Source organism: Eubacterium sp. AF17-7 (assembly GCF_003461285.1).
GTDB lineage: Bacteria > Bacillota > Clostridia > Lachnospirales > Lachnospiraceae > Eubacterium_U > Eubacterium_U album.
Window position 1 is genome coordinate 39,634 of sequence record NZ_QTWU01000018.1, and the last position, 23,221, is coordinate 62,854.

Below are 23,221 nucleotides of genomic sequence, written 5' to 3' on the forward strand. Positions count from 1 at the left end.
GGTATTAGATAAATAGTCAGTTTTAAGGTGATTGATAATACCAGATTGTGATAGGAGTACTTTATTTTTTGATTTGTACCATATATGACTTGTTTACACTTATATGGCACACTTTTTCGCCGTCGGTTATTCTGCTTGAATCTATACTGAACCCTGGGATGCGACCTCATCCTGTCCATCTTTGCATAAAAAAAGAAATCTTATTGCTAAGATTTCTTTAAATAGAGAGGCGACAACCAGATTTGAACTGGTGATAGCGGTGTTGCAGACCGATGCCTTACCACTTGGCTATGTCGCCATAAAATATAGAACTATTACATTATAGCAACTGTTCTTTTTTCAGTCAAGAATAATTTCTTGAATGACTCCAAGGGGATTTGAACCCCTGTTACCGCCGTGAAAGGGCGGTGTCTTAACCGCTTGACCATGGAGCCTTAGTGGATTTTTCCAATCCACTTTTTACAACTTTTTTAATTTATCAAATAGTATCGTGTTTGTCAACAATTATTTTCAATATTTGTATTATTTTAAATATTTTTAATATTTATTTTCTATATTATTCTCATTTGTTCACGACGCTTACTGATATTTTTATCATTTCCATAAATATTTATCCGCAATATCTACTGATATTCTTCTCATTTTCCTAAATATTATGCAAGAAGATTGAGGTTATTTAAAAACATCTGAATTGCATTATTGTCGTATATCAGACTTAAAAATACGCTATTTCCAATTGCATCGCATGCCTGCTGTCCCCAACTTGTTGCACTAAATGCTGTAATTATTATACATGCAATCCAAAGTACAAAGACTGCTTCTATAAGTCCGATAACAGCTCCGCCTCCTTTATTTAACATATTTATTCCCGGAAGCTTTGATATTATATCAAGCAAATGAACCACCAGCTGAACCAGCAGCGTCAAAACAACAAATAGCAAAATAAATGTAGATGCATTTAACACAGAATCTATCAAATATTCTGCTACATACTGGCTAAAATTTTCTACACCTAATTCTATGTAGCCATCAGCATTATTATTCTTAATTAACGATTCCTTTACACTTTTTGGCAACGGTAAACTGTTAATTGTATTTTTCTGAGCTGTTTCTCCGGTCTGGGAAATGCTGTCTGATACATCTACTATTTTTTCATCCACATATTGTGTAACCTGCTTTGAAATTGCATCATACACCGGAGTTGTTTCTATAAAATCTTTCGTAATTGGTGTTAATATCTGAACTAAAATTAAAACTATTAACATCGATGCCAACGAAAATATCATCTTTATCATTCCTCTATGTTGCCCAATAAATATCATAAGTGCGATAAATACTATTACTGCAACTGTTAATATTGTTTCCATTTTTCCTCCATTTATTTTCATCTGTAACTTGTAACAGTTTATTTATTCTTCTGCTGTCTGTTTATTCTTTGTAACCGGACTCTTCAAACTATATCTGAGACTGATTTCTTCTATCTTATTTTTTGTCATAAGCAAAAATGTATTTGTACTTTCCATAGGAACTATCGCGTCTAACTGTTTTGTAAATACGTGTTTAAATTTAACCACGCCTTTAAGGGATATCAATTCACATGTAACGTCGTCATACATTAGCACGTTTTTTCCTGCAAATTTGACATGGTCCAAATTCATCTCTATTTCCTTAGACATGATTTTTTCTCCACTCAAAGAATACACTTCCATTTTATATGGAGTATCCCCTTTTGAGTTTTCAAATATAAGTCCTACATATTTTTCATTATAAAATACCTTTTGTATTTCTTTATCAAATTTTATTTCTTTTCTAATTGTTGGCTTTTCTTTCATCTTATATATAGTAAGAACATTATCACCAATCGCTATCGCATCTTCATTTGACACAAAATATACTGCAGGTACTATAGTTTCTCCATATTGATTAAATGTGCCTACCACTCTGTCAACTTCGTCTTTACCTACATTTGAAAAGTTATAGAAAATTACCTGATTTTCAGTACTTCCTTCCTTAATTGATAAGTACGATGTCATCATTTTCTCACCATCATTTGAAATTGAAAACGATAATGGGAATCCATTTTCACTAAGCAATGATTTGTGTGAAACGATAAGATTTCCTTCTTTATCATATAATTCAATATAATTTGCACTTGCTTCTTCTAAAAGTGCCGCAACCACACCCTGCTGTGCCACTTCAATTTTAATTATAGGATAACTTGTGTTTACTTCACCGACTTTTCCTTTTTTATTGAAAATGTAAATAGTATTACTATTCTTATCCGCTATCGCTAAATAATCTCCGCAAACGTCTACTATTGGTGATTTCATTTCGTACGCTTCGTTCCAAATGGTTTCTGTTCCATTGATGTACGAAATTCCATCGTTACTATATTTTACTACAAATTCGCCAAACGCCTGATACTGGCTGTTTGTTCCTGTTTCTATCTTTATTGTCTTTCTGACTTTGTAGTTATTGTATGTGCGATAAACACAAAATAAATATATTGCTAAAAGTAATGCGCATACAATTCCAATTATTGTTATTACCTTTATTTTTAGATTTCTTGATTTATCTTCCCGTGATTTTTCTGACTCAATTACTGTATCAGGTCTAATCACTCTGAGTTTTCTTCTTTTCTTTGCTAACTTCACTTTTCTTACTTCCTGTACCTTATCTGCGTTTCAGTTTTCCTCAATTATATTCTTTTATACTTCAATGCACAATGTACATTTTATTCAGATTATACAATATATATTTTTTTATGGCAATTTTATCTGCTGACCTTCTATTATTTTGTAATCGTCTCCTATTCCGTTAAAAGCCTTTATTCTGTCAACCATATCACTATTTCCATAATATGTCATACTGATATCATATAAGGTTTGTCCGGGAGTTACTGTATGAATTGCTCCTCCATATATGCCTGCCTGTACATTTGTTGATTTGTTTTGTGGTTCAGTTTCCGTTCCTGTTCCATCATTATTTGGTTGTGATTGGGCATTATCCTGTATATCGGATTGTGTGTTTGATGAATTATTCTGCTGCGTTAATCCGCTATTATCCTGTGATTCAGATTGCTGCGTCTGCGATAAATTATCATTCTGCATATCATCTGTCTTAGGTTGTGATGAATTTTGTCCATCATCTGAATTGGTCTGTGAAGAATCATCGTTCTGCCCATTTTCAGATTGCTTTTGCTGTGTATTCTTTTTGTCATTCTTTTCTTTCTTACTATCAGATTTTGTTTCGTTGTTATTCTCCGTGCTTTCTGATGTTGATAGTGAATCTATTATCTGATTTACTGCCTGAGAATTTTTGTTGTCATTTATATTTTCCAATGATGTTTTTATATTTTTTAATTCACCATAATTATTTAGCATAACAATTGTTGACAGTAAAAGAGCAATTATTAGCAAACCACTGATTCCAACCGCTACTTTGCTGACTTTGCCTGAATTTTCACTTCCATTTTTATGTTGGTTTTCAATTTCTTTTTTTCTTTCACTTATAGCTTTTCTAAGCTGAAACGAATCCGAAATTCTGCTGTTTTTTTCTGCAATGCGTTTCTGCTTATTTTTTACATTTAATTTTTCAGGTGTTTCCGTTTTGTTATCAACCTGCTTATTAGCATATATGTCCTTTTTCTTTTTTCCTAAAATGTCAGGCATTTCTATCGTCTGCCCGCTCTTTGTGTTTGCCTCCTCATCGTTTTCTGATTTTTGATTTTTACTTTTAGACGAAGCTTTATTCATTACAACGCTATGATTTTCATTTTCTCCATTATATTTATTTGCCTCTTCTTTTATTAATTGTTCATCATTTTCCTTTATTATTTTACCATCTGTTTTTTTATTATTTTTTATATTTTCCTTAAGATTTTCATTGATACTATTTTTATTTTGTTCCCTCTCCCTCACATATTTTTTCATTTTCTCATTTTTTTCATAATATATGTAATAGCCGCTTTGTCTGTTCAAATTTCCATTTTCATACACAAAAAATCCATCTTCATTTTCCGTTCTATCACTTAAAAAGCAGACTTTATCATTTCCGGCGAAGTTATCAAGATGTATTTTCTTTATTCCTGACATATCATCTTTTACTCTGTACGGAACAGATATGAACCAGCCCACAATATCGAATTCATCAAAGTATCTTTTTATATCTTTATATAGGTTCGTCCAAATTTCATCGTTAAATATTATGCTGTTTTCGATTACGTCGTTTACTTCTGCCATTCCTTTTACAAATATGTATGAATAACCTTTTACCTTTTTTGTTTCACCAAGAAGAACACCATATCTTATGTTATCTTCATTTTCCGGTTCCTTTTTTAAGTTGCTCATTACATAATCTTCTACATATATTTTCTTTTTAGAATTGTTGTCACCAATTTGGCGAATGTTTTTTGGCAACCTTACTTCACTTTGTCCTTTGGATTCTTTTCCATTATAAACCATCTCTATCATGAGCCCTCCTCTACATTTATTTCTTGTAGAATATAGCACATGAAAAAAGCACAATTTGTCAAATTAGGTTTTGTAAAAATATATGTAAAAATTCTTTTGCGACATTCATCGAAAAAATGCGGTTAACTGTGATGGGGCCTTTATTTATAAAAAGCTTATCACTGTCAACCGCATTTTCTTCTTATGTTTATATTAATTATGTATGGTTTAATGTATTCCCGACTATTTGAGACTTAAATGTTATTTCTTTTAATCACTATACAAATATACCCGGCTTAAATTATTTGTTCTACATATCCATAATTTCGCTAAATACTTTACCTAAGCTGTCATTAATAACTAAATCTGCTCTTGAATCTCTTATTGTCATTGTCTTATTAATTAATACAAGCTTGTCCCCTTTGTAATAATCAATAAGCCCTGCTGCAGGATATACTATAAGGGAAGTTCCTCCTATTATAAGAACGTCTGCTTCCTCTATTGCTTTAATAGCCTTCTCAACGATTTCTTCGTCAAGTCCTTCTTCATATAAGACTACGTCAGGCTTTATATCTCCACCACATTCGCAATGTGGAACACCTTCTGAATTTTTTACATATTCAAAGTCATAAAACTTTCCACACTTTTCGCAGTAGTTTCTCATTACAGAGCCATGAAGTTCATATACAACTTTGCTTCCTGCCATCTGATGCAATCCATCAATATTCTGAGTTACAATTGCTTTTAATTTACCCATCTGTTCTAATTTAGCAAGAGCCTTATGTGTGACATTAGGCTGCGCACCTTCATATAACATACGATCTTTATAAAATCTGTAAAACTCTTCTTTATTCTTCATATAGAAAGAATGACTAATAATTTCTTCCGGTGGGAATTTGTATTTCTGGTTATAAAGTCCATCAACACTTCTAAAATCCGGAATACCGCTTTCTGTTGAAACTCCTGCACCTCCAAAGAAAACAATATTATCACTTTCTTCAATTATTTGTTTTAGTTGTACAACCTTATCCTCCATCTTATGGTTCTCCTGACTTTTTAACATATAATATAGACCATTATACCATTTTTCTTTTATTATTCCACAACAAATTCCATATCAGCTAACATTATTATATCCCCTAACTGAAACATTACCTGCGTATGTGGCTTTAATTTTTCGCCATTAACAAAAGTTCCATTAGATGAGTTTAAGTCTTCTATATAATATCCATCCATTTCTTCATATATTCTTGCATGAACTCTGCTTATAAACTGCTCTTCTAATTTATAGTCTGAACTTTTCCCACTTTTACCTATAATGCATGGAAATCCATTTGGAATTATTGTTACAGGATTTTCTATGTCAGTACTCCTTAGTAAAATACCTGTACTATGAACATTTGATGTAAGAAGAACCGTAGCCTCTTCATCAATAGAATCCATTTCTTTAACAGGCATTTCACTTGCTACAAATTTTTCAATATCATCAAATCCATCCGTCTCCTCTAATTTTATAAAATTATTTTCTAAAAGTTCTTCTCTTTTCTTTGGTTTACTTCTTTTCCAGAATTGCCACCATTTCTTACTCTTTGTGTTTGTTTTTCCATTCTTATTTTTTGCACTATCCTTTATATTTTCCTTTATTTCTTTATTCTTTTTTCTATTTTTTTCTTTTTCTTTTTTCTTATTTGCCCTTTTCTCTTTTTGTTTTCTTTCCTTTTCGTTTTTATTGCTGAATCTTTTATTTATATTGTCATTTTCAAAATCTGTACTATCAAAATATTCGTCTGCATCTTCTTCTATAATATTATCCAAATCTTCCAAGTCATCATTTTGCTTTTCATTATAATAATTGGATTTTTTAGCCTTTTCATATGAATACTTATTAATATTATTTCCTGGCATTTTTATATTTTCAGCTACATATTCTTTTAGCTCTGTAATTGTAAAATTCTCTGATATTATTTTCTGTTGCAGTCCATAACCTATTACAACCGCTTCCCTATCATTATGATTTAAAAGTTCTAACAATTCTAAAAAAAGTCCGTTCAGACCTTCTTTCATTCCCTGCTCAGTAAATGGATAATAGCAAAAATTATATACTTTCTTTTTTGAATCCCAGTAAATCATGTCCATATCAAAAACTATATTGTTAATATCAAGCAAATATTCCTTCATAGATTTTGCTACTATCGCCATACTGTTTATAAACTGTTCAATATCTTTGGCTCCTACTTTATTTTTTACAAATAAACTTCTCATGGAATTTTTTGACGTTATATCATAATAGAATTGGTTTTCATTATTAATCTTCTTTATATTTATACTTAAAATTCCTTCTATTTTATTATTAATCAACATCTGAAGTTTGTAGTCATTTTCCACGTCCTTCTGATTTCTTATAATCATATAATTATTTATTCCGTCTTTCTTATAAGATATTTCCATTCACACCCTCAACTTTCTTTACCTGCCTTTATCAATTTGCTTTAGAATCAATAACTGCCTTGCAAATATACATCTTTTGCTCATCCATATTTTTCTCTATTTTAATTTCTATATCTTCATCATTATCCATAATATTTTTTATCCATCTCATTTGAAAATTATATTTACTTTCTATCGTAACCGCACTTTTATTTACCTTTTTTATCTTATTATCCGCTACAAATACCGGTATCGAATCTATAGCTTTTGTGGCTAACCTTTCCATTTCTGTTTTCTCATTTTTATCATACATTTCTATGCATTTACCATAAACATATACCTTTGTAACAACTATGTCATGAAGATAAAATGCCATAAATAAAGTAAACGCCAGCATTAAAAACACCATTGGCATTACAAGGCTTGCTTCTATTGTCATTTCACCTTTTAACTTAGGTTTTTGTTTTAAGTCTATAAATTTTTGCTTTAAGTTTATCATTTTTCCATAAACTTCCACCCTATCCTCCACCCTCTTTTTATATTTCATCTTACATTCTCACCCTCTTAAATTATTTACTATCACACATATTTGTCCTATTAGTAAAAATGGAGCTAACGGAATTGTTGTTTTCTTATTAGACAAAACTTTAAATATTGCTATTAATGAAACAAAAATAAAAGCCCATACCAATGCTGAAAGTAAATACACTACATTCATAAATAATCCTAATGTTATTATCATAATTCCATCCCCAATTCCTATTTGCGACGAGAAAAGCATACTTAAAATCAGAAGAACTATTCCCGGCATTAATGCAAATATCAGCCCCTCCATATTTCCATTTAAGTAAAGCAAAGCATACGCAATACCAACTATAAAAAATATTGTGCAATATATTAAATTTAATTCTTTCTTTTTAATATCCATTATCGTGCATCCACATAAATACACTCCACTAATTATCCAATTTAACATCTTACTCTATTGTTTCACACTGAATTAAAATTTACATACGAACAACTTACACTATGTTTAACATCCTATTCTGTTGCTCCACACTTACTACATGCATTTTTCGTTTCTACCTGAGAAATATCTAATGTAATTACCCTTCTTGTAAGTCCTCTGCAATTTATGTCCGTGTGATATTTCTTTCCTTCCTTCGTTATAAAAACCACTTGGCTATCAGCTATTTTTTTATTCACACAAATACTGCATGCTTTATATTTACTCCCGCTACCGGTTCTTCTTTGTGTCATTTCCAAATAAGAAGTTTTTTCTATGTTTAAATTTAAATATGTACAGTCAATATTTGTGTGATAAACTTTTCCTCCATCCGTCATATAAACAAGGTTCAACTGTTGTGTTAAGTCACGTCCTGTCCATGCCTTCATTCTTGCTCTTTGAACAATTTGAATCTGATTGTCTTTAGAAAAATAGGGATATTTATACCTTGAAATAGCTATTATGTCTACCAGACCATCATTCATATCCACTTTACTTTTACTCAAATCAACCAGCTTTTGAGCACTATTTTTCACACCTATTTCTTTAACCAGTTTTCCATATAAATAAGCTACACCCATTACATTTTCCTGACAAAATTTATTATTGTCCTGTCCTATTTCGTCATTGTCTGCATCAGCATTTTTATTTTCATATTCTTTAAATTTACTGTTAATGCTTTTCCGTGTTTCTTCCCCGTTTTTGTCATTATTTGTAATATTATTCGCAATTTCCAAATAATACATTTTCTTTGCTGTATCCTTTGCAATATTATTTATATTCATCTGCATAGAAACCTGCCAGTTAAACATCAAAATAAAATGAATCATTGCAAAAGATGCATATAAAAATACTGACATGGCAAGCGCCGCCTCAATCGTTAATGAGCCCTTTAAATTATTTGAACTTTTTATATTACATGAGTTATTTACATTATGTGAGGCAAATAAAAATACCCTTTTTCCAGACAAGTTATAAAATTTACGCTTTTGCACTTGGAGAGATGCACATTTGTTATTATTTTTATTTTTTATTATTGTTTTATTTGGCTTTATTGTTCTTATGAAAAAGGGCATTATTATTTACCTCACATTTATTCTGCTAATCAGATTTTTACAAACTTCTCAACTATCTGTTTAAATTTATAATTCTTAATATTGTTTTCTATGTTCAACGTTGTTTTTAATATTACGTTCTATGTTCGACGTTGTTTTTAATGTTACGTTTTATGTCTGACGTTGTTTTTAACATCGCGTTCTATATTCAACGTTATTTTTAATGTTGCGTTCTACATTCAACGCTATTTTTAAATCAGTACTCATATTCCATCTTGGTTTTATAAACATAACTTTCGTTATTGTTACCTATAAAATGTGACACTATTGGTAACGACGTAAATACCGGTTCTATTCTAAGATTTGCTTCAACTTCACACATTCCAAAACACTCTGAAATTAAAAAATCCTTATTATATCTTTTTTGCATATTTACCTGCACTAAATCCATAGTTCTAAAAACAGTATTTTTTGTTTTCTGTGTCATAATCATTGTCTGCAAATACTGTGTATAAGTTAACCCTGTATTGTTTTTACGTCCGTCTTCAAATGTCCCGATATTTTTTATGCTGCTATTCCAGTTTTCACTGTTTTTCACTATCGGTACTTTTTCTCCATTTAATAACTGCCTTACATCAATAACCGCTTCTGTCAGTGCCCACGCCTCTATTATTACTGCCTGAGCAACCGGCGTTAAAAATGGCATTCCAATAGCCGTGGCTACTGTTTCAGCCAAAGTTGTTATTTCCTTCATCTTTTCGCCATCCGTTATTAAATACGCTCCATTTGATAAATTTCTAACTTCAACTAATTTTTTAATAGTCTCTGTAAGATTGTCTTTATCATTTAAATTCCCATTTAAAATGTACTCCATTTCGTACTTTAAGGCTGTATCATCATTTCCATATTCAGAAATTTTTGCATAATTGTTAAAGTACAATTCTATATACTTCACAAAGATTCCTTTGTTTGTAATATCCTTTATTAAATCTGCTTTCTTATTACCATCTGTTTCTAATGTTGTTGGCAGATTTAGATTTCTTATCTGCATTGTAGATATATTGTTTACATCCTCTAAAACAATTCCTAATACACCATCGCTTATTAAACTTTTTGCTCTTTCATATAAGTTTTTTTCTTCTTTAGCATCGCCATTAGAATTTCCTTTTTTTAGATCCCATAAACCTTTTTCAATGCTTTTTACCTTATCAAGCAATTTTTCTATTTCACCGATATTACTTTGATTAATATCTGCATCCACATTTGAAGCTGTCATTATTTCTTCTATTGAATTTTTTATTGTTTTCAAACTTTCTCTATCTACTTCTATATAATCCTCATATCCTGAAAAATCGCCATTCATTTCTTTTTCTATAGCATTTTTATTTTCAACATATGTATCCATATCTGTTAGAGTTTTTGATATTAAAGTGTCCTCTATTTTCAACACGCTTTTTAGTTTCTTATATTTATTCCAAAACTTCTTAACCTTTTTATTGTGAATATTTTGGTTCTGGTTTTGACCTGTTATATTTGCTGTTATATTTGCTTTTAAATCATCAAATTTCTGAAACACCGCTGACATTTTTCCCTTTAACTTTTCTGTTTTTTTCAATTCGTCAATCTGAGTGTTTATTTTTTCTACGATTCCTATCATTTCTTCTGAAACATCATTGGCTATATTTGTAACATTACTATTTTCTTTTATTTCATTACATGTTTCCTTATTATTATTTTCTTCTTCGGAATCGGAAATTAATTTATTAACAGCATCAATTCCCACAATATATTTTGCATAATCAACTACTTGTTTTACAAATAAGTCTCCTTCTTTATCTGTGGCGTATTTTTGTTTTAAAATATTTACACTTTCTATCTCCATATTTGAAAAATCATAATTTTTAAAATCTAAATCTGCCATATTTATATTATCCTGCATATATCTTGTAACCTGATTACCTAACGGCTCCTGTTCCCATGCAAGTAATATTCCATAATCCTGATATAACTGTTTTCCATATCCTGCAAAAACGGATTCAACTGCCATATATGTTGCAGCTTTTCCTTCCATTTGCGAAACACTTATTCTTGCTGACTCAATTACAGTACATACAACAACTATAACCACAGTTATAACCAGGCTTAAAAATATAGTTACGCTTGCTTTTAATCTCATTAAAACTTGCCTACTTGAGTTTTTATTGAAGTAAATATTCCATCTGCAATATCTCCTATCTGTTTCTTAAAAATTAATGCAAGTCCAACTAAAACCAATATTATTAAAATAACTTCAATTACACCCATACCTGACTCATCTTGTCCAAAATCTACTAAATTTCTCTTTAATTTTTCTATTAAACCTCTCATATATTTCTCCCATTCCTACATTATTTATGTTGCTATCCTGTTTTATATTTTTATTGACATAAGTGCCGGAGCCACGACAATTCCCATTGCTACAATCAACATTATTATCATTGGTCCTAACAGTTTCGTTCCGGCTTCCTCTCCTTCTTTTAATGCCTTATTTTTTCTTTCAATTAACGCATTATCCATTTCCTCCTGCAAAGCTACTGCCATTTCTCTTGTTCCACGTTTAATGTTCTGTTGTAAAATATTTGCCAGTTTTATATAGCAATGAATTCCGCTTCTTTTTCCATATTCACTAATAGCCTGCTGTTCATTAATACCACTATTCATTGCATTTAATGTATAATCCAGTTCTTCATATGCATATCTATAGCCTAAATTCAAATTTCTTTTATACTCTGCAACAATTCTTTCCAAACCATTTCGTATCGACATGCCGGCACCATTGTATAAAAGCAGCTTACTAATAATTTCCGGATAATCCCTTACCATCTGGCTTTCCCTCTTCTTTAAATTTTTGTCCAGATTTTTGTCTTCAAAAAAGAATATTGCAATAGCAAAAATCAGCCCTATAATTATAAATTTATCTGCAACGGTGTCTACATCACTATAAAATTCAATACTTTTACCATTTATTTTTCGGGGTAGTTTTATAGTTTTTTCATACAGATTTTCATCTGCTATTTCCTGAACCTTATCCTGTACTGAATCAATTTCATCATTCCCGGTGATATGCAAAGGAATTTCATATATTATCGTTACATCCTCTAAAGACAAATAACCTGTAAGTTTTACATCATCGCCCTTATCATTTATTTCCTTAATAATTTTTCCTGATGAATCAATAACATCTTTTTTATCAATTTCCCATCTTATATCAATTTCCTTATCATCATCAGTTGTTATTAAATTCAGTTTTTTCGAAATGTTATTAACATTTTTGTTCTCACCTAGAACTTTTTTTAATATTTCCGGCTTTTTTTTATCAAGTTGTTCATAACATTCATCAATAGTCAGACTTTTTTCTGCAGCGTTAACAGTTATTTCTTCACTGTTATCTTTACCCTTTACAATGAGTGAATACTCTTTTTCTCCCTCACCCGGATTATTTCTTTGTATTTCTGATAATTTATTTTTTGTTTCTCCATATTCATTAACACCTATACCCAATCCAACAATTAAAACTATTACTAATACAGCGATACTATTCGCTATCTTTTTACTCATATACAAATATCGGTATTCATCTATGTCTTCCCTGACATATAGTTTCTTTAATTTTGAATCACTTTTTTTATATAGGTTTTTGCATTTTTTCACAACAAATTTATCATTTATCCAAAAACATAATCCATAAAGTTTTAACAAAGGATGCTCGTCCTTATCCAACTTATTTTTTAGTCTTTTTCTATACTTTATTTTGTATCTTCCTGTCACTAATAAAAGTATAAGTAAAATTACTAAACCACTACTACATAACACTATACCTGCCATCTATTCTCCAATTTCATTCGCTATCATTTTCCCTGATATCTAACAATCTATATTTCATTACCATAATCCCTCTTTCCAAAATCATTAAATCTCAACCTCAATAATCTTCAATAAAATAATTAAATTTCAACATCCATAATTCTTTGTGCCCATACGATTGCCAGTACATACGCTATTAACCCGATTGTCATAATGCCTTTTCCCATCCATGTTTCATACATAACATTTAAAAATCCCGGTGAAGAAATCAGCATATATCCAATTAAAATAACGGGAACTGTACTCATTATTTTTTGTTCATATTTTTTTCCGTTTATAGCTACTCTTATTTCCTCTTTTACTTCTGATTTCTGTCGTATATTATCAGCTACGTTTTTTACAACATGAATCATATTTCCACCTTTTTTCTGCGCTATTTCAAATACGGCTACAAACAAATTTAAATCTTCTATATTTGCCCTCTCTGCAAAATTTTTTAACAATTTTTCTAACGGAACATTTAATTTAATTCCTGATAATATAATCCTTAATTCCTGGCAAATATAACTGTTATAACCATGCATTCCCAACATCTCTTTATAACTTTCTTTTAATGCTGTTACTGAAGATGCGCCTGCACTCATCGCATCAGCCATTCCCATTAGCATATCTTTAAACTGCGCCTCTAATTTTTCTTTACGCTTTCTTTTTAATTGCAATTTTTTAATTCTTAAAATAACTATTATTAAAGGTGATAAAAGCACTGCATATAAATATTTGCCATAAAATAATTTGGCAATCATAAGCACACATACTATCGCCATTATTAGATAATTAAATAACTCTTTCCTGTTAAACACATACTTTTCGTAATCCATTTATACACCTATATTTCTATTCCATGTGCTGCTAATTTTTCATTATTTTTTAGTTTCTTTTCTGTTTTTTCCAAACTACCCTGCACAATACCATTTCTTTCACCTGTTTCCTTATATACATATAATGGTTGAAGTTTTATTTTTTCATTTTCATCTTTCACCATCTCGTGTATTGTCATAACTTTTCGTGTCTTATCCCTTAATCTTCCCAAATGAACCACTATATCTATTGCTGCTCCAATCTGTGATTTTATTGCTTCAAGTGGTATATCAATTCCTGTCAAAACCATGTTTTCAAGTCTGTACATCATATCTTGTGCAGAATTTGCATGACCTGTACACATTGAACCGTCATGCCCTGTATTCATGGCCTGAAGCATATCCACCGCTTCTGCTCCTCTTACTTCTCCCACGATTATTCTGTCCGGTCTCATTCTCAAAGCTGTCTTTATTAAATCTCTGATTGTTATTTCATTTTCACCCTCAGTATTCGCCTGCCTTGTTTCCATTCGTACCAAATTATCAGTATTGAGCAATTGTAATTCTGCCGAATCCTCTATCGTAATAATTCTCTCATCCTGCGGAATATAATTGGACAATGCATTTAAAAATGTAGTCTTGCCTGAACCTGTTCCTCCACTTATAAAAATGTTGTATCCACCCTCTACAAGTTTTTTAAGAAAATCGGCTGCCTCTTTTGTGATAGAACCCCATTTAATCAAATCTTCCATTGTTATCTGGTCAGCCGGAAATTTTCTAATTGTTACTGCGGCTCCATCAATCGCAACAGGGGGCAAAACCACGTTTACTCTTGAGCCGTCAGGCAATCTTGTATCCACTATAGGATCAGACTGATTTACCCTTCTATTTGTTGCTGAAACAATCTGCTGAATTACGTCCTCTAACCTTTCTACCGAAGGAAATTTCCCATCTATTTTTACAATTCGGCCAAATTTTTCTGCATAAATATTGTCCACTCCATTAATCATAATTTCAGAAATATTATCATCTGCCAAAAGTTCCTCTAAAATTCCAAGTCCTCTGATTGAATCATACAATTGTCTATGTATCTCCCATCTGTCATAAAGTGGCATAAGTCTGCACTTGGCAACTCCTGCAATAACATAATCAATTATTTCATGAAGCTCTTCATCATTAGGATTTCTTGTCATGTCTATCTCTTCAATTATTTTTTCACGCAATTCTTCTAAATCAACTTTTGTTTTCAAGCCACTTCCTCTTTTAACAGTTTTCTTATAAAATCACCTAAACTACCCCAAATCTGCTTATCAAAATAATCTTCATCCCATTGGTTTTCATTACAAATAGGCAATTTTACCTTAACAATCTTATCTAACAACTCTTCCTGCTCTGTTTTAAATATAAATTCTTCAAATTCAGATATTTTCATTAGCGACATTCTGTCATCATTCATTGGCATATAAATTACGTTGCAAAACTCCAACACTTCATAAATGTCTTTAACCATATTACTTAAATCTAAAATTATCGTCTTGTACATTCCTGAATTAATAATTGCCTGTATCATTCCCAGCCAAACGCTACTGTCTAAACTTCTCAAGTCATTAGAAAACATTGAAGGCGGTATGTAATCCATTTCATTTATGCTGTTAACTATCGCTTTAAGTTTTAATGGTAACGACTCCGGATTCTGCTTGTAAAAATACATTAGGTCAGACAAATCTCCGCTGTATTCTTTATTAAAAATCTTTGACAATGCTGAAAACTCTTCCATATTTATATACAGGGTTTCTTTCTCTTTCGCTAAAACCTGTCCTAAAGTAATTGCAAATGTGGTCTTTCCACTTCTGCCAATTGGCGAATACACTCCAATTACTTCAACATCATCAACCAAAACTGACCCGACGCCTTCCGCAGTGCTTATATCGACATAATAATTTATTACTTCTCTTATAATATTTTCTGAAGATTGATATTTATAAATCGATGCATAACTTATATATTCGGCAAATACGTTACCATCCGTCAGCAAAATTATCTTTCCAATATTATATTCAGCAATATCATGCGTCATTGCAGTTGCAGATATCAACAAAATATCTATCTCTCTTTTTTCTGCAAATTCCTTAAGTGCCTCTAATTCTGTAAATGCAACCGTGCGAAACGGTATTCCTCTTTTGTCACTTATGTACTCCATAAGCGAATTCGCATAGTTGCTATCAACATCGTAAATTCCCAGCATACCTGTTTTCATTTATTTTGTTCCTTTCTATATACTTTTTGTTGTTTTTAGTGTACTCACATTATATATGCATATTTTCAAATTGTCTATACCTTTTTATATTTTTTTCTATTTTTCTTTTTGAATTTTACTGTTGACTATAAATTTCACTGTGTTATACTGATGTAGTATTGAATACTACATGTTATGTTTTGGAGGTGTCAAATGGCTAAAAGAATTAAATTAGACGACAGAGAACTCCCTGATTACACAAAAGGGGAAGAGATTTTTAATATGGTATCCCACATTGTTGGGGGAGCATTAGGCATAGCAGCTATGGTATTATGTATTATTATGGCAGCTAAACACGGAAGTGCTATCGGTGTAATAAGTAGTATCATTTATGGAATTACTCTTATTGACCTATATGCAATGTCCAGTATTTATCACGGTTTGAAACCGGGCAAAGCCAAAAAAGTTATGCAGGTTCTTGACCATTGCACTATTTACTTTTTAATTGCAGGAAGTTATACTCCTGTACTACTTGTTGCAATGATGCCTAAATATCCTGTTATCGCATGGGTTTTATTTGGTATTGTCTGGGGTTGTGCAGTAGTTGCATGTACGCTTACTGCTATAGATTTAAAGAAGTATAATGTATTTTCCATGATTTGCTATTTAGCCATGGGATGGTGCATCATATTCTTTATAAGACAGACATTTGAAGTTATGGGAATGGGCGGAGTTGTATTACTTGTTTCCGGCGGAATTGCTTATACTGTTGGTGCTGTTTTATATGGGCTTGGCAAAAACCACAGATATATGCACTCTATCTTCCATTTATTTATTTTACTTGGAAGCATCCTTCACTTTTTTGCAATTTTACTTTATGCGTTACCACAATAATTTTCTGACGCTTTAATGTGAATTTTGTCTATTTTTCAATCACGTTATTTTTTATTTTGTCATATAGATATATTAAGAAAATAGTCGGATTTGAAAATGATTTATAATTATATACCCGTTTATATACAGCAAAGTTCACTTAGCGAAGGCTTTTTTATCAAGATGGATTCTTCTTTTTCTAACAAAATTGATTATGTTAAGGAAATGTACCCTAAAGCTTTTGCAAAAATTCAAAGTACTATAGAAGAAGAGTGCGATAAAATGGATTATGTCGGCAGTCCTATGTATGACGAATATCCTGATAAAACCAGACTTTTAGGTATTAGGGATAGAATTTTTGAGATTGTTCATATGGAAAATGCAGCCTGCGAAAATGATGTCTGCATAATATATCCCGAAGATGATTGGTTAAAAGATACAATTATGGTTCTTCTTTTATATGAAATTCAAAGAAGAAATCAATAGTAAATGACGTGCTTGTTTTTACAAGCGATAAAATTTAATTCATATAATACACAAAAACAGGGAGATAAGAACTTTATCTCCCTAAAAAAATAATGATTCGCATTTTAAGCTGCCAAGTGCTCAAAATAAAGGTTCACATTCAAAGTAGTGAAGCACTTAAATTAAAAGTTTGCATTCAAAGTAACGACGTGCTTAAATCTAGCAAGTATTCTTGCCTATTTACATTGTATGCAATTATTATTAATTTTGCCACTATAAATATTCTGCGACTTCACTCCTGAGTTTTTCCTCTATTTCTATTATTTGTTTTGCCATTTCTTTAGCATTTTTTTCAGCTTTTTCATATTGGTTTAAATATTTATGCAAAGATTTAATTCCCATATTGCAACCATCTGTAATCAAATCCGCAATTGTAGCATCTCCGCTTTCCATTGTTGTTTTTACACCTGTTTTCACACGGGACATTCCTTTTGCTATTGGATTTGGTTCTTTTTCAAAAGCTTCTCTTTCATTTAACATATCATGAATTTGATTTCCTAGACTTTCATGATGCGATTTGCTTTCTTCTAGTACATTTTTCAACTGCTGACTTCCTACTTTATCAAGCATATTGTCTATTGACGCTACCGCCATTTTGGTCCCGGCATCGCATTCCTGCAACAACTTTATTGTATCAATACTTTTCATTTTCTAAATCCTTTTTATTTTTATATTAACCAAATTTAGAAAATTTATTAAATTTATCGACGTCTATCATAATGAAAAACAATTTATACTTTGCGTCATTTAATTTGGATAATTCCCTCTTTTGTATTCGCATATCTCTTTTCTATGCAGTTAAAATATGTGCAAATTATAAATCCACTTCTATAATTCTATTTGATTTTTTATAGCGAGTATATTTTACACCTGCAGCGTCCATCATTCGTTTCGACGCTTTTACCCCTGGCGTATCTCCATATTTGTCCTGATCGTAAATAACTTCTTTTATTCCACATTGGATAATTGCTTTTGCGCATTCATTACAGGGAAATAATGTCACGTATATTTTTGCTCCTTCTAAACTTCCACCTCGGTAATTTAATATTGCATTCAATTCACTATGTGTTGTGTAAAAATATTTATTGTCATACGGGCTGTCACTTTCACGATTCCATGGAAATTCATCATCGTCACATCCCACAGGAAGTCCGTTGTATCCCATAGATAAAATCTTATTATCCTGACTTACTATGCATGCTCCAACCTGAGTATTTGGGTCTTTTGAGCGCATCGATGATAAATATGCAACTCCCATAAAATATTCATCCCAGGATATATAGTCTTTTCTTTTATAACTTCGCATACATGTACCTCCTTGTTGTCATAAGCTATACCTCAAGCACTGCACCTCAATTCCGCTTCGCTTCATTTCGGTCGCGCGCCTTCTTCTTTCTAAATAAGCACTGCACCTCAATTCCGCTTCGCTTCATTTCGGTCGCGCGCCTTCTTCTTTCTAAATAAGCACTGCACCTCAATTCCGCTTCGCTTCATTTCGGTCGCGCGCATGCGCGCTATATCAATAAGCAAAAATACGTTTTCTTTTGTGCTAGCACAAGAAAACGTATTTTTACTTATTGATGCAGTGCTTATTTAGTTCCGAATATTCTGTCTCCAGCGTCTCCTAATCCTGGTACTATATAGCTGTGTTCATTTAATTTTTCGTCTAATGCTCCGATAAACATGTCAACATCAGGATGTGCTTCCTGCATTGCTTTTACTCCTTCAGGAGCTGCTATGATACACATAAATTTGATATTTTTTACACCTTTATCTTTTAACATCTGAATTGCTGCTACAGATGAACCACCTGTTGCTAACATTGGGTCTACTACAAATACATCTCTGTTTTCACAATCTTCAGGTAATTTACAGTAGTATTCAACAGGTTTTACTGTTACAGGGTCTCTATAAAGTCCGATATGTCCTACTTTTGCTGATGGAATCATTGCTAACATTCCGTCTACCATTCCTAAACCGGCTCTTAAGATAGGAACTATTGCTAACTTCTTTCCACCTAATTCTTTTACTGTTGTTTTGCAAATTGGTGTATCAATTTCAACATCTGTTAATTCTAATTCTCTTGTTGCTTCATATGTAATGAGCATTGCAATTTCACTGATTAACTGTCTGAAATCTTTTGTTCCTGTTTCCTTTCTTCTTATAATTCCAATCTTGTGCTGAATCAATGGGTGATCCATTACCATTGTCTTTGCCATTTATTACTTCCTCCATCTTTTTTAGCTTAATTTTGGTACTCTTAATTTGTAAACCAATTTTCTCATTAATTCATTCAATGAGTCGTATAACTTACCATATTCCTGTAATTCTCCACCATAAGGGTCCGCAATATTTCCTGACTCATTTATAAATTCTTTGAATGTGTAAACATTCTGTGCCTCCGCATATTCTTCATATACAGTAGGCTTTAAACTTTCTTCAAATACTAAAACTAACACATCTTTTCCAAAGTCCGATTCACTTAATTGTTGTGATGCATATCCCTTTACGTCTAAATCTTTTGCCGCTGCTATCGCTTCAACTTTCTGATTTATCGGCTCCGGGAACAATACAATCAAGCCTCTGGATTCAATCTCAATTGGTTCTATTGGCATCTTCTGTCTTAGAATAGCTGCTGCCAACGGACCTCTTGATGTATCATCTTTCGTTACGAAGATAATCTTTGAATAATCCATTATGCCTCCAAATATACTATAAGTTTATTATGTTATAACCTGCTGCCTTAGTAAGTCTGTTCATAATTGCATCACCTACATTTTTTCTGGAAAATGTTTCTCCAAAAATAAACTGAGCTTCCATCTTATCAAAATCTCTCAGTGCTTTAAACAAATGATTTGCAATTGTTTCAGGCTTGTCCAAGTCCCCTAGTGACACTACAACTACTCCATCATTTACCTTTCCTTCATAAAAATGCTTATTCTGGTCTGATGTAAGTATTCCCGTAACGTATCCCTGTGAATCCTTTTCATTGGCAACTTTAATTATTTCATTCGCAACCTTTTCTTCTTCTCCATCGTACATTCGAAAATCAGCTTTAGGTGCGTAATGCCTATATTTCATACCTGGAGCCTTCGGTCTAAGTCCGTCCGTAGGCTTTGTAAGAATCGCCTTATCCGTTTCTACTTGGTCTATTACTTCTTTTAACATTTCTTTTGTAATAAATCCTGGGCGCAAAATCATAGGCGGCTCAACTGTTACGTCAATAATCGTTGACTCCAACCCCATTCCTACCATTCCACCGTCAATAATCATATCAATTCTGCCATCCATGTCATCAATAACATGTTCTCCTAATGTAGGACTTGGCTTTCCTGATAAATTTGCACTTGGTGCTGCTATGCTAACACCTGCTTCTTTTATAAGCGCCTGTGCAATCGGGTGATTTGGCATTCTTATAGCAACTGTATCCAATCCTCCCGTTGTGTCCTTTGGAACAATATCACTTTTATTAAAAATAAGTGTCATTGGACCCGGCCAAAAAGCATCCATAAGTTTCTTTGCCACTTCCGGAATCTCTTTTACCAACGGTTTAAGCATCTCTTCATTTGCTATATGTGCAATTAATGGATTGTCGGACGGTCTGCCCTTTGCCGCATAAATCTTCTTAGCTGCCTCTTTATTTAATGCATTGGCACCCAATCCGTATACAGTCTCTGTAGGGAATGCTACAAGTCCACCTTCTCTTATTATTTCTCCAGCTTTTTTTATTGATTCATTATCAATATTTTCTGAATTCATTTTTACAATTAAAGTATCCATTTTTTGCCTCTTTTACTGAATTTTTCTAAATTCTACGTAAGCCCATACTCATTTTTTATAATACCATATATAGCACTAAATTACAAATATTATGATGTATTGCAAATGTTTTGCAGGGCATTGTATTTAATGCAAAATTTGCTTTTTCATATAGACTACAGCTTTTATATCAATAATAAAATATTGTTTTTTTGCACTAAAAAATCGGTGCGACAGGATTCGAACCTGCGACCTCTGCGTCCCGAACGCAGCGCTCTACCAAACTGAGCCACGCACCGATTAAAAAAATTTTTTGATTCTTAGTGTATTTATTAAGAACTTTTATATTTTATCATATCTGTTAGTATTTTCAAGTTTTTTGTTACATCCGCATATGCCCTTTCCCTGTTTCCTGCATATGTATACCTTACAATTGTACCATCTGATTCCTTTTCTTCAAGCAGTACCGGATACTTTTTTGTGTAGTCCCACACATACTCTTTTTCCTCTTTTTTCTTTTTGATTAGTCCTGTTGTAATTGTTTCTTTTGTTCTGTTTCCAAGGCCGTCATTTTAATGTGCTGACATTTAATGCAAAATCGCATCATCTCCACAGCACCAAGTGCTATGAAAACAATGCGTTCTAATTTTAAAGAAAAATATCTAATAATTACTTCATATATTATTATACGAAGTAATTATTAAATGTAGCCTTTCATAATATTTCAAATTCCGGTTTTAATGTAACTCATACAAATGCTCATAATAAGCATATAAATCCTAATCACTACAACCTTACTAGGAAAATTCAATTATTCATTAATATTTTAGTATTTTCTAGTCTTGACTTTATCTTTGTGAGAGGATGTGTCAGTTCAACTACATCTCTTTTAGCATAACTCTTCTCGGTATCTCTAAAAAATAAGTAAAAGAATAAACTACTATTACCAGCAGTAAACTCTACTATCATACTCTCCTCTCCATAAACACACACCATTTTCTAAACCACATGAACAAATGAATATGCTACATCCACCATTTAAGAGTTCCGATTTACTTATTATATATTCTATATTATTAGAAATAATATCTCCTTGTAATTTTATTGCTCCAAACTTTGTTGAGTTTTCCACAAAAAAAACATATTTCATTGATTTACATATTACTTTACTTGTATAATTCAAGAAATCTTCTATTTCATATGTTTTTTTACAAACAATATACTTTTTCTGAGTATCCAAATCATCTAACTTAGCAATTATTTTTTCTTGTAATTGTAAAGTAGTATGAATATCATAAAAATCATCAATAGCTATTTCTATTCCATTATTTCTCCATTCTTTACAGATTTGTAGTATTCCATTTCTTCTTTTGGCTTCAACCAATCTTGTTTTATCCATTTATATCTCCATTTCCTATTTAAACCCATTAAAATCCTCTGGGAAATGTCCTGGGTATTGATTATATCTACCTTTACTGAACGGATTTCCTTTTGTAGCATCTGCACCATGAAAATGATTTCCACGTCCCATCTTATCAAAAGGATGTTCTATAATATATTTCTTTTCTCCACTTACATCAAATTCATACACAATTCTGTTTTCTGATGTTCCATCAAACACAAACTTGTGAGTTTTATATTCTGCTGACTTTGGAATACCTGTTGCTTCCTTCGCCTCTCTAAATACTTGTCTTCTAGTAGAACCTGTACCGCCCTCATACGCCACACTTCCGGCTTCATCTGCCATAAACCCTGCTATTTTTCCGCTTTTTGCGGCATTTCGTATTCCTGCCACTCCAAGCCCTGCTCCTGCAAACATGTAGCCGTTTGTTGCTCCGTTTATGACTGCATTCTTAAATTCTGACCTGCTAAAACTTCCGTTTCTAAGTGATGCAACGGTGTAGAATGCTCCGTCTGTTGCCGCTGATATTCCTGCTGATGCAATTACTGTCTCTGCTATCGCAGCCGCTCCTACTCCGCTTGCTCCTGCAATTATTATTCCTGTTGTTCCAACGGCTGCCTTTGCCCATATCGGCATGTTATCTATTTCACAGCATATCCTTGTGTAAAATCCAAGCCCGCCTGTCACTCCGCTCTTTACAACGTTGAAAGCTGTTCTTCCTGCATTTCCAAGTGTGCTTATATATGAACATCCGTCAGGATCTATGTAATACAGCGGATTGTCCCCA

The 23,221-nt window shown here is 32.1% G+C and carries 24 protein-coding genes and 3 tRNA genes; 2 read left to right on the forward strand and 25 right to left on the reverse strand.

The annotated features are described in order from the left end of the window. Positions 1–227: 227 nt before the first annotated feature. The 16 genes from DWW96_RS12480 to DWW96_RS12555 all read right to left on the reverse strand — a co-directional run bounded on the left by DWW96_RS12480 (position 228) and on the right by DWW96_RS12555 (position 15,896). Positions 228–298, reverse strand: a tRNA-Cys gene (locus tag DWW96_RS12480). Between the two features lie 64 nt (positions 299–362). Further along, a tRNA-Glu gene (locus DWW96_RS12485) sits at positions 363–434 on the reverse strand. 219 nt (positions 435–653) lie between these two features. Then, the gene (locus DWW96_RS12490) at positions 654–1,367 is read right to left on the reverse strand and encodes a CvpA family protein (protein ID WP_022089183.1); all 714 of its coding nucleotides are present in this window, start codon (positions 1,365–1,367) and stop codon (positions 654–656) included. A gap of 42 nt (positions 1,368–1,409) precedes the next feature. After that, entirely contained in the window at positions 1,410–2,654 is a 1,245-nt protein-coding gene (locus tag DWW96_RS12495; protein WP_117910640.1) for a DUF5711 family protein, read from the reverse strand. Between the two features lie 108 nt (positions 2,655–2,762). Then, the gene (locus DWW96_RS12500; protein ID WP_022089181.1) at positions 2,763–4,472 is read right to left on the reverse strand and encodes a LysM peptidoglycan-binding domain-containing protein; all 1,710 of its coding nucleotides are present in this window, start codon (positions 4,470–4,472) and stop codon (positions 2,763–2,765) included. Between the two features lie 289 nt (positions 4,473–4,761). Continuing rightward, positions 4,762–5,487, reverse strand: coding sequence for an NAD-dependent protein deacylase (locus DWW96_RS12505; RefSeq protein WP_022089180.1), 726 nt, complete (start codon positions 5,485–5,487; stop codon positions 4,762–4,764). Positions 5,488–5,546: 59 nt separating this feature from the next. Next, positions 5,547–6,899 (reverse strand): DUF6382 domain-containing protein, encoded by a 1,353-nt coding sequence (locus tag DWW96_RS12510; RefSeq protein ID WP_117910641.1) that lies wholly within the window; start codon positions 6,897–6,899, stop codon positions 5,547–5,549. 31 nt (positions 6,900–6,930) lie between these two features. Continuing rightward, entirely contained in the window at positions 6,931–7,425 is a 495-nt protein-coding gene (locus DWW96_RS12515) for a TadE family protein (RefSeq protein ID WP_147339831.1), read from the reverse strand. Between the two features lie 9 nt (positions 7,426–7,434). Continuing rightward, a complete protein-coding gene (locus tag DWW96_RS12520; RefSeq protein WP_117910643.1) occupies positions 7,435–7,854 on the reverse strand; it encodes a prepilin peptidase in 420 nt (139 codons plus the stop codon). Positions 7,855–7,919: 65 nt separating this feature from the next. After that, positions 7,920–8,744, reverse strand: coding sequence for a hypothetical protein (locus DWW96_RS12525; RefSeq protein ID WP_147339832.1), 825 nt, complete (start codon positions 8,742–8,744; stop codon positions 7,920–7,922). 451 nt (positions 8,745–9,195) lie between these two features. Continuing rightward, positions 9,196–11,115: a DUF5702 domain-containing protein gene (locus DWW96_RS12530; RefSeq protein ID WP_117910645.1), complete on the reverse strand. Its 1,920-nt coding sequence runs from the start codon at positions 11,113–11,115 to the stop codon at positions 9,196–9,198. Continuing rightward, positions 11,115–11,306: a Flp1 family type IVb pilin gene (locus DWW96_RS12535; protein WP_117910646.1), complete on the reverse strand. Its 192-nt coding sequence runs from the start codon at positions 11,304–11,306 to the stop codon at positions 11,115–11,117. The genes DWW96_RS12530 and DWW96_RS12535 overlap by 1 nt, the downstream gene beginning before the upstream one ends. Positions 11,307–11,348: 42 nt before the next feature. Continuing rightward, entirely contained in the window at positions 11,349–12,803 is a 1,455-nt protein-coding gene (locus DWW96_RS12540; protein ID WP_117910647.1) for a hypothetical protein, read from the reverse strand. A 119-nt stretch (positions 12,804–12,922) separates the two neighbouring features. Continuing rightward, on the reverse strand, positions 12,923–13,660 hold the full coding sequence (locus DWW96_RS12545) for a type II secretion system F family protein (RefSeq protein ID WP_117910648.1): 738 nt from the start codon (positions 13,658–13,660) through the stop codon (positions 12,923–12,925). Between the two features lie 8 nt (positions 13,661–13,668). Then, a complete protein-coding gene (locus DWW96_RS12550) occupies positions 13,669–14,832 on the reverse strand; it encodes a CpaF family protein (protein WP_117910652.1) in 1,164 nt (387 codons plus the stop codon). Between the two features lie 53 nt (positions 14,833–14,885). Then, positions 14,886–15,896 carry a hypothetical protein gene (locus DWW96_RS12555; protein ID WP_022089453.1) on the reverse strand — a complete coding sequence of 337 codons (1,011 nt, stop codon included), beginning with the start codon at positions 15,894–15,896 and terminating at the stop codon, positions 14,886–14,888. 192 nt (positions 15,897–16,088) lie between these two features. Between DWW96_RS12555 and DWW96_RS12560 the strand changes: the two genes are divergently transcribed. Both DWW96_RS12560 and DWW96_RS12565 read left to right on the forward strand, forming a co-directional pair. Continuing rightward, positions 16,089–16,769 (forward strand): hemolysin III family protein, encoded by a 681-nt coding sequence (locus DWW96_RS12560; RefSeq protein ID WP_022089452.1) that lies wholly within the window; start codon positions 16,089–16,091, stop codon positions 16,767–16,769. A gap of 96 nt (positions 16,770–16,865) precedes the next feature. Beyond that, positions 16,866–17,234, forward strand: a complete 369-nt coding sequence (locus tag DWW96_RS12565; protein WP_022089451.1) for a hypothetical protein — start codon at positions 16,866–16,868, stop codon at positions 17,232–17,234. Positions 17,235–17,486: 252 nt separating this feature from the next. Here the strand turns inward: DWW96_RS12565 and DWW96_RS12570 are convergent, their stop codons facing one another. From DWW96_RS12570 to DWW96_RS12605, 9 genes are all read right to left on the reverse strand, one after another. Next, the gene (locus DWW96_RS12570; RefSeq protein WP_022089450.1) at positions 17,487–17,921 is read right to left on the reverse strand and encodes a hypothetical protein; all 435 of its coding nucleotides are present in this window, start codon (positions 17,919–17,921) and stop codon (positions 17,487–17,489) included. A gap of 166 nt (positions 17,922–18,087) precedes the next feature. After that, a complete protein-coding gene (locus DWW96_RS12575) occupies positions 18,088–18,579 on the reverse strand; it encodes a dCMP deaminase family protein (RefSeq protein ID WP_022089449.1) in 492 nt (163 codons plus the stop codon). A 283-nt stretch (positions 18,580–18,862) separates the two neighbouring features. Continuing rightward, complete coding sequence (upp, locus tag DWW96_RS12580; protein WP_022089448.1) at positions 18,863–19,492, reverse strand: uracil phosphoribosyltransferase; 630 nt, start codon at positions 19,490–19,492, stop codon at positions 18,863–18,865. Positions 19,493–19,513: 21 nt separating this feature from the next. Further along, positions 19,514–19,969 carry a low molecular weight phosphotyrosine protein phosphatase gene (locus DWW96_RS12585; RefSeq protein ID WP_022089447.1) on the reverse strand — a complete coding sequence of 152 codons (456 nt, stop codon included), beginning with the start codon at positions 19,967–19,969 and terminating at the stop codon, positions 19,514–19,516. 16 nt (positions 19,970–19,985) lie between these two features. After that, positions 19,986–21,053 carry an L-threonylcarbamoyladenylate synthase gene (locus DWW96_RS12590; protein ID WP_117910650.1) on the reverse strand — a complete coding sequence of 356 codons (1,068 nt, stop codon included), beginning with the start codon at positions 21,051–21,053 and terminating at the stop codon, positions 19,986–19,988. A gap of 204 nt (positions 21,054–21,257) precedes the next feature. Continuing rightward, a tRNA-Pro gene (locus DWW96_RS12595) sits at positions 21,258–21,331 on the reverse strand. A gap of 33 nt (positions 21,332–21,364) precedes the next feature. Next, positions 21,365–21,526, reverse strand: a complete 162-nt coding sequence (locus DWW96_RS14115) for a hypothetical protein (protein WP_158562713.1) — start codon at positions 21,524–21,526, stop codon at positions 21,365–21,367. A 449-nt stretch (positions 21,527–21,975) separates the two neighbouring features. Further along, complete coding sequence (locus tag DWW96_RS12600; protein WP_022089443.1) at positions 21,976–22,431, reverse strand: hypothetical protein; 456 nt, start codon at positions 22,429–22,431, stop codon at positions 21,976–21,978. Positions 22,432–22,446: 15 nt separating this feature from the next. Beyond that, positions 22,447–23,221: HNH/endonuclease VII fold putative polymorphic toxin (locus tag DWW96_RS12605; RefSeq protein WP_199522698.1), on the reverse strand; the 775-nt coding region annotated here is incomplete at its 5' end.

Coding starts and splice junctions, on each gene's coding strand:
- DWW96_RS12490 (WP_022089183.1), bottom strand. CDS start 1,367: ATGGAAACAATATTAACAGTTGCAGTAATAGTATTTATCGCACTTATG.
- DWW96_RS12500 (WP_022089181.1), bottom strand. CDS start 4,472: ATGATAGAGATGGTTTATAATGGAAAAGAATCCAAAGGACAAAGTGAA.
- DWW96_RS12505 (WP_022089180.1), bottom strand. CDS start 5,487: ATGGAGGATAAGGTTGTACAACTAAAACAAATAATTGAAGAAAGTGAT.
- DWW96_RS12510 (WP_117910641.1), bottom strand. CDS start 6,899: ATGGAAATATCTTATAAGAAAGACGGAATAAATAATTATATGATTATA.
- DWW96_RS12515 (WP_147339831.1), bottom strand. CDS start 7,425: ATGAAATATAAAAAGAGGGTGGAGGATAGGGTGGAAGTTTATGGAAAA.
- DWW96_RS12520 (WP_117910643.1), bottom strand. CDS start 7,854: ATGTTAAATTGGATAATTAGTGGAGTGTATTTATGTGGATGCACGATA.
- DWW96_RS12525 (WP_147339832.1), bottom strand. CDS start 8,744: ATGTCAGTATTTTTATATGCATCTTTTGCAATGATTCATTTTATTTTG.
- DWW96_RS12530 (WP_117910645.1), bottom strand. CDS start 11,115: ATGAGATTAAAAGCAAGCGTAACTATATTTTTAAGCCTGGTTATAACT.
- DWW96_RS12535 (WP_117910646.1), bottom strand. CDS start 11,306: ATGAGAGGTTTAATAGAAAAATTAAAGAGAAATTTAGTAGATTTTGGA.
- DWW96_RS12540 (WP_117910647.1), bottom strand. CDS start 12,803: ATGGCAGGTATAGTGTTATGTAGTAGTGGTTTAGTAATTTTACTTATA.
- DWW96_RS12545 (WP_117910648.1), bottom strand. CDS start 13,660: ATGGATTACGAAAAGTATGTGTTTAACAGGAAAGAGTTATTTAATTAT.
- DWW96_RS12550 (WP_117910652.1), bottom strand. CDS start 14,832: ATGACAAGAAATCCTAATGATGAAGAGCTTCATGAAATAATTGATTAT.
- DWW96_RS12555 (WP_022089453.1), bottom strand. CDS start 15,896: ATGAAAACAGGTATGCTGGGAATTTACGATGTTGATAGCAACTATGCG.
- DWW96_RS12560 (WP_022089452.1), top strand. CDS start 16,089: ATGGCTAAAAGAATTAAATTAGACGACAGAGAACTCCCTGATTACACA.
- DWW96_RS12565 (WP_022089451.1), top strand. CDS start 16,866: ATGATTTATAATTATATACCCGTTTATATACAGCAAAGTTCACTTAGC.
- DWW96_RS12570 (WP_022089450.1), bottom strand. CDS start 17,921: ATGAAAAGTATTGATACAATAAAGTTGTTGCAGGAATGCGATGCCGGG.
- DWW96_RS12575 (WP_022089449.1), bottom strand. CDS start 18,579: ATGCGAAGTTATAAAAGAAAAGACTATATATCCTGGGATGAATATTTT.
- upp (WP_022089448.1), bottom strand. CDS start 19,492: ATGGCAAAGACAATGGTAATGGATCACCCATTGATTCAGCACAAGATT.
- DWW96_RS12585 (WP_022089447.1), bottom strand. CDS start 19,969: ATGGATTATTCAAAGATTATCTTCGTAACGAAAGATGATACATCAAGA.
- DWW96_RS12590 (WP_117910650.1), bottom strand. CDS start 21,053: ATGGATACTTTAATTGTAAAAATGAATTCAGAAAATATTGATAATGAA.
- DWW96_RS12600 (WP_022089443.1), bottom strand. CDS start 22,431: ATGGATAAAACAAGATTGGTTGAAGCCAAAAGAAGAAATGGAATACTA.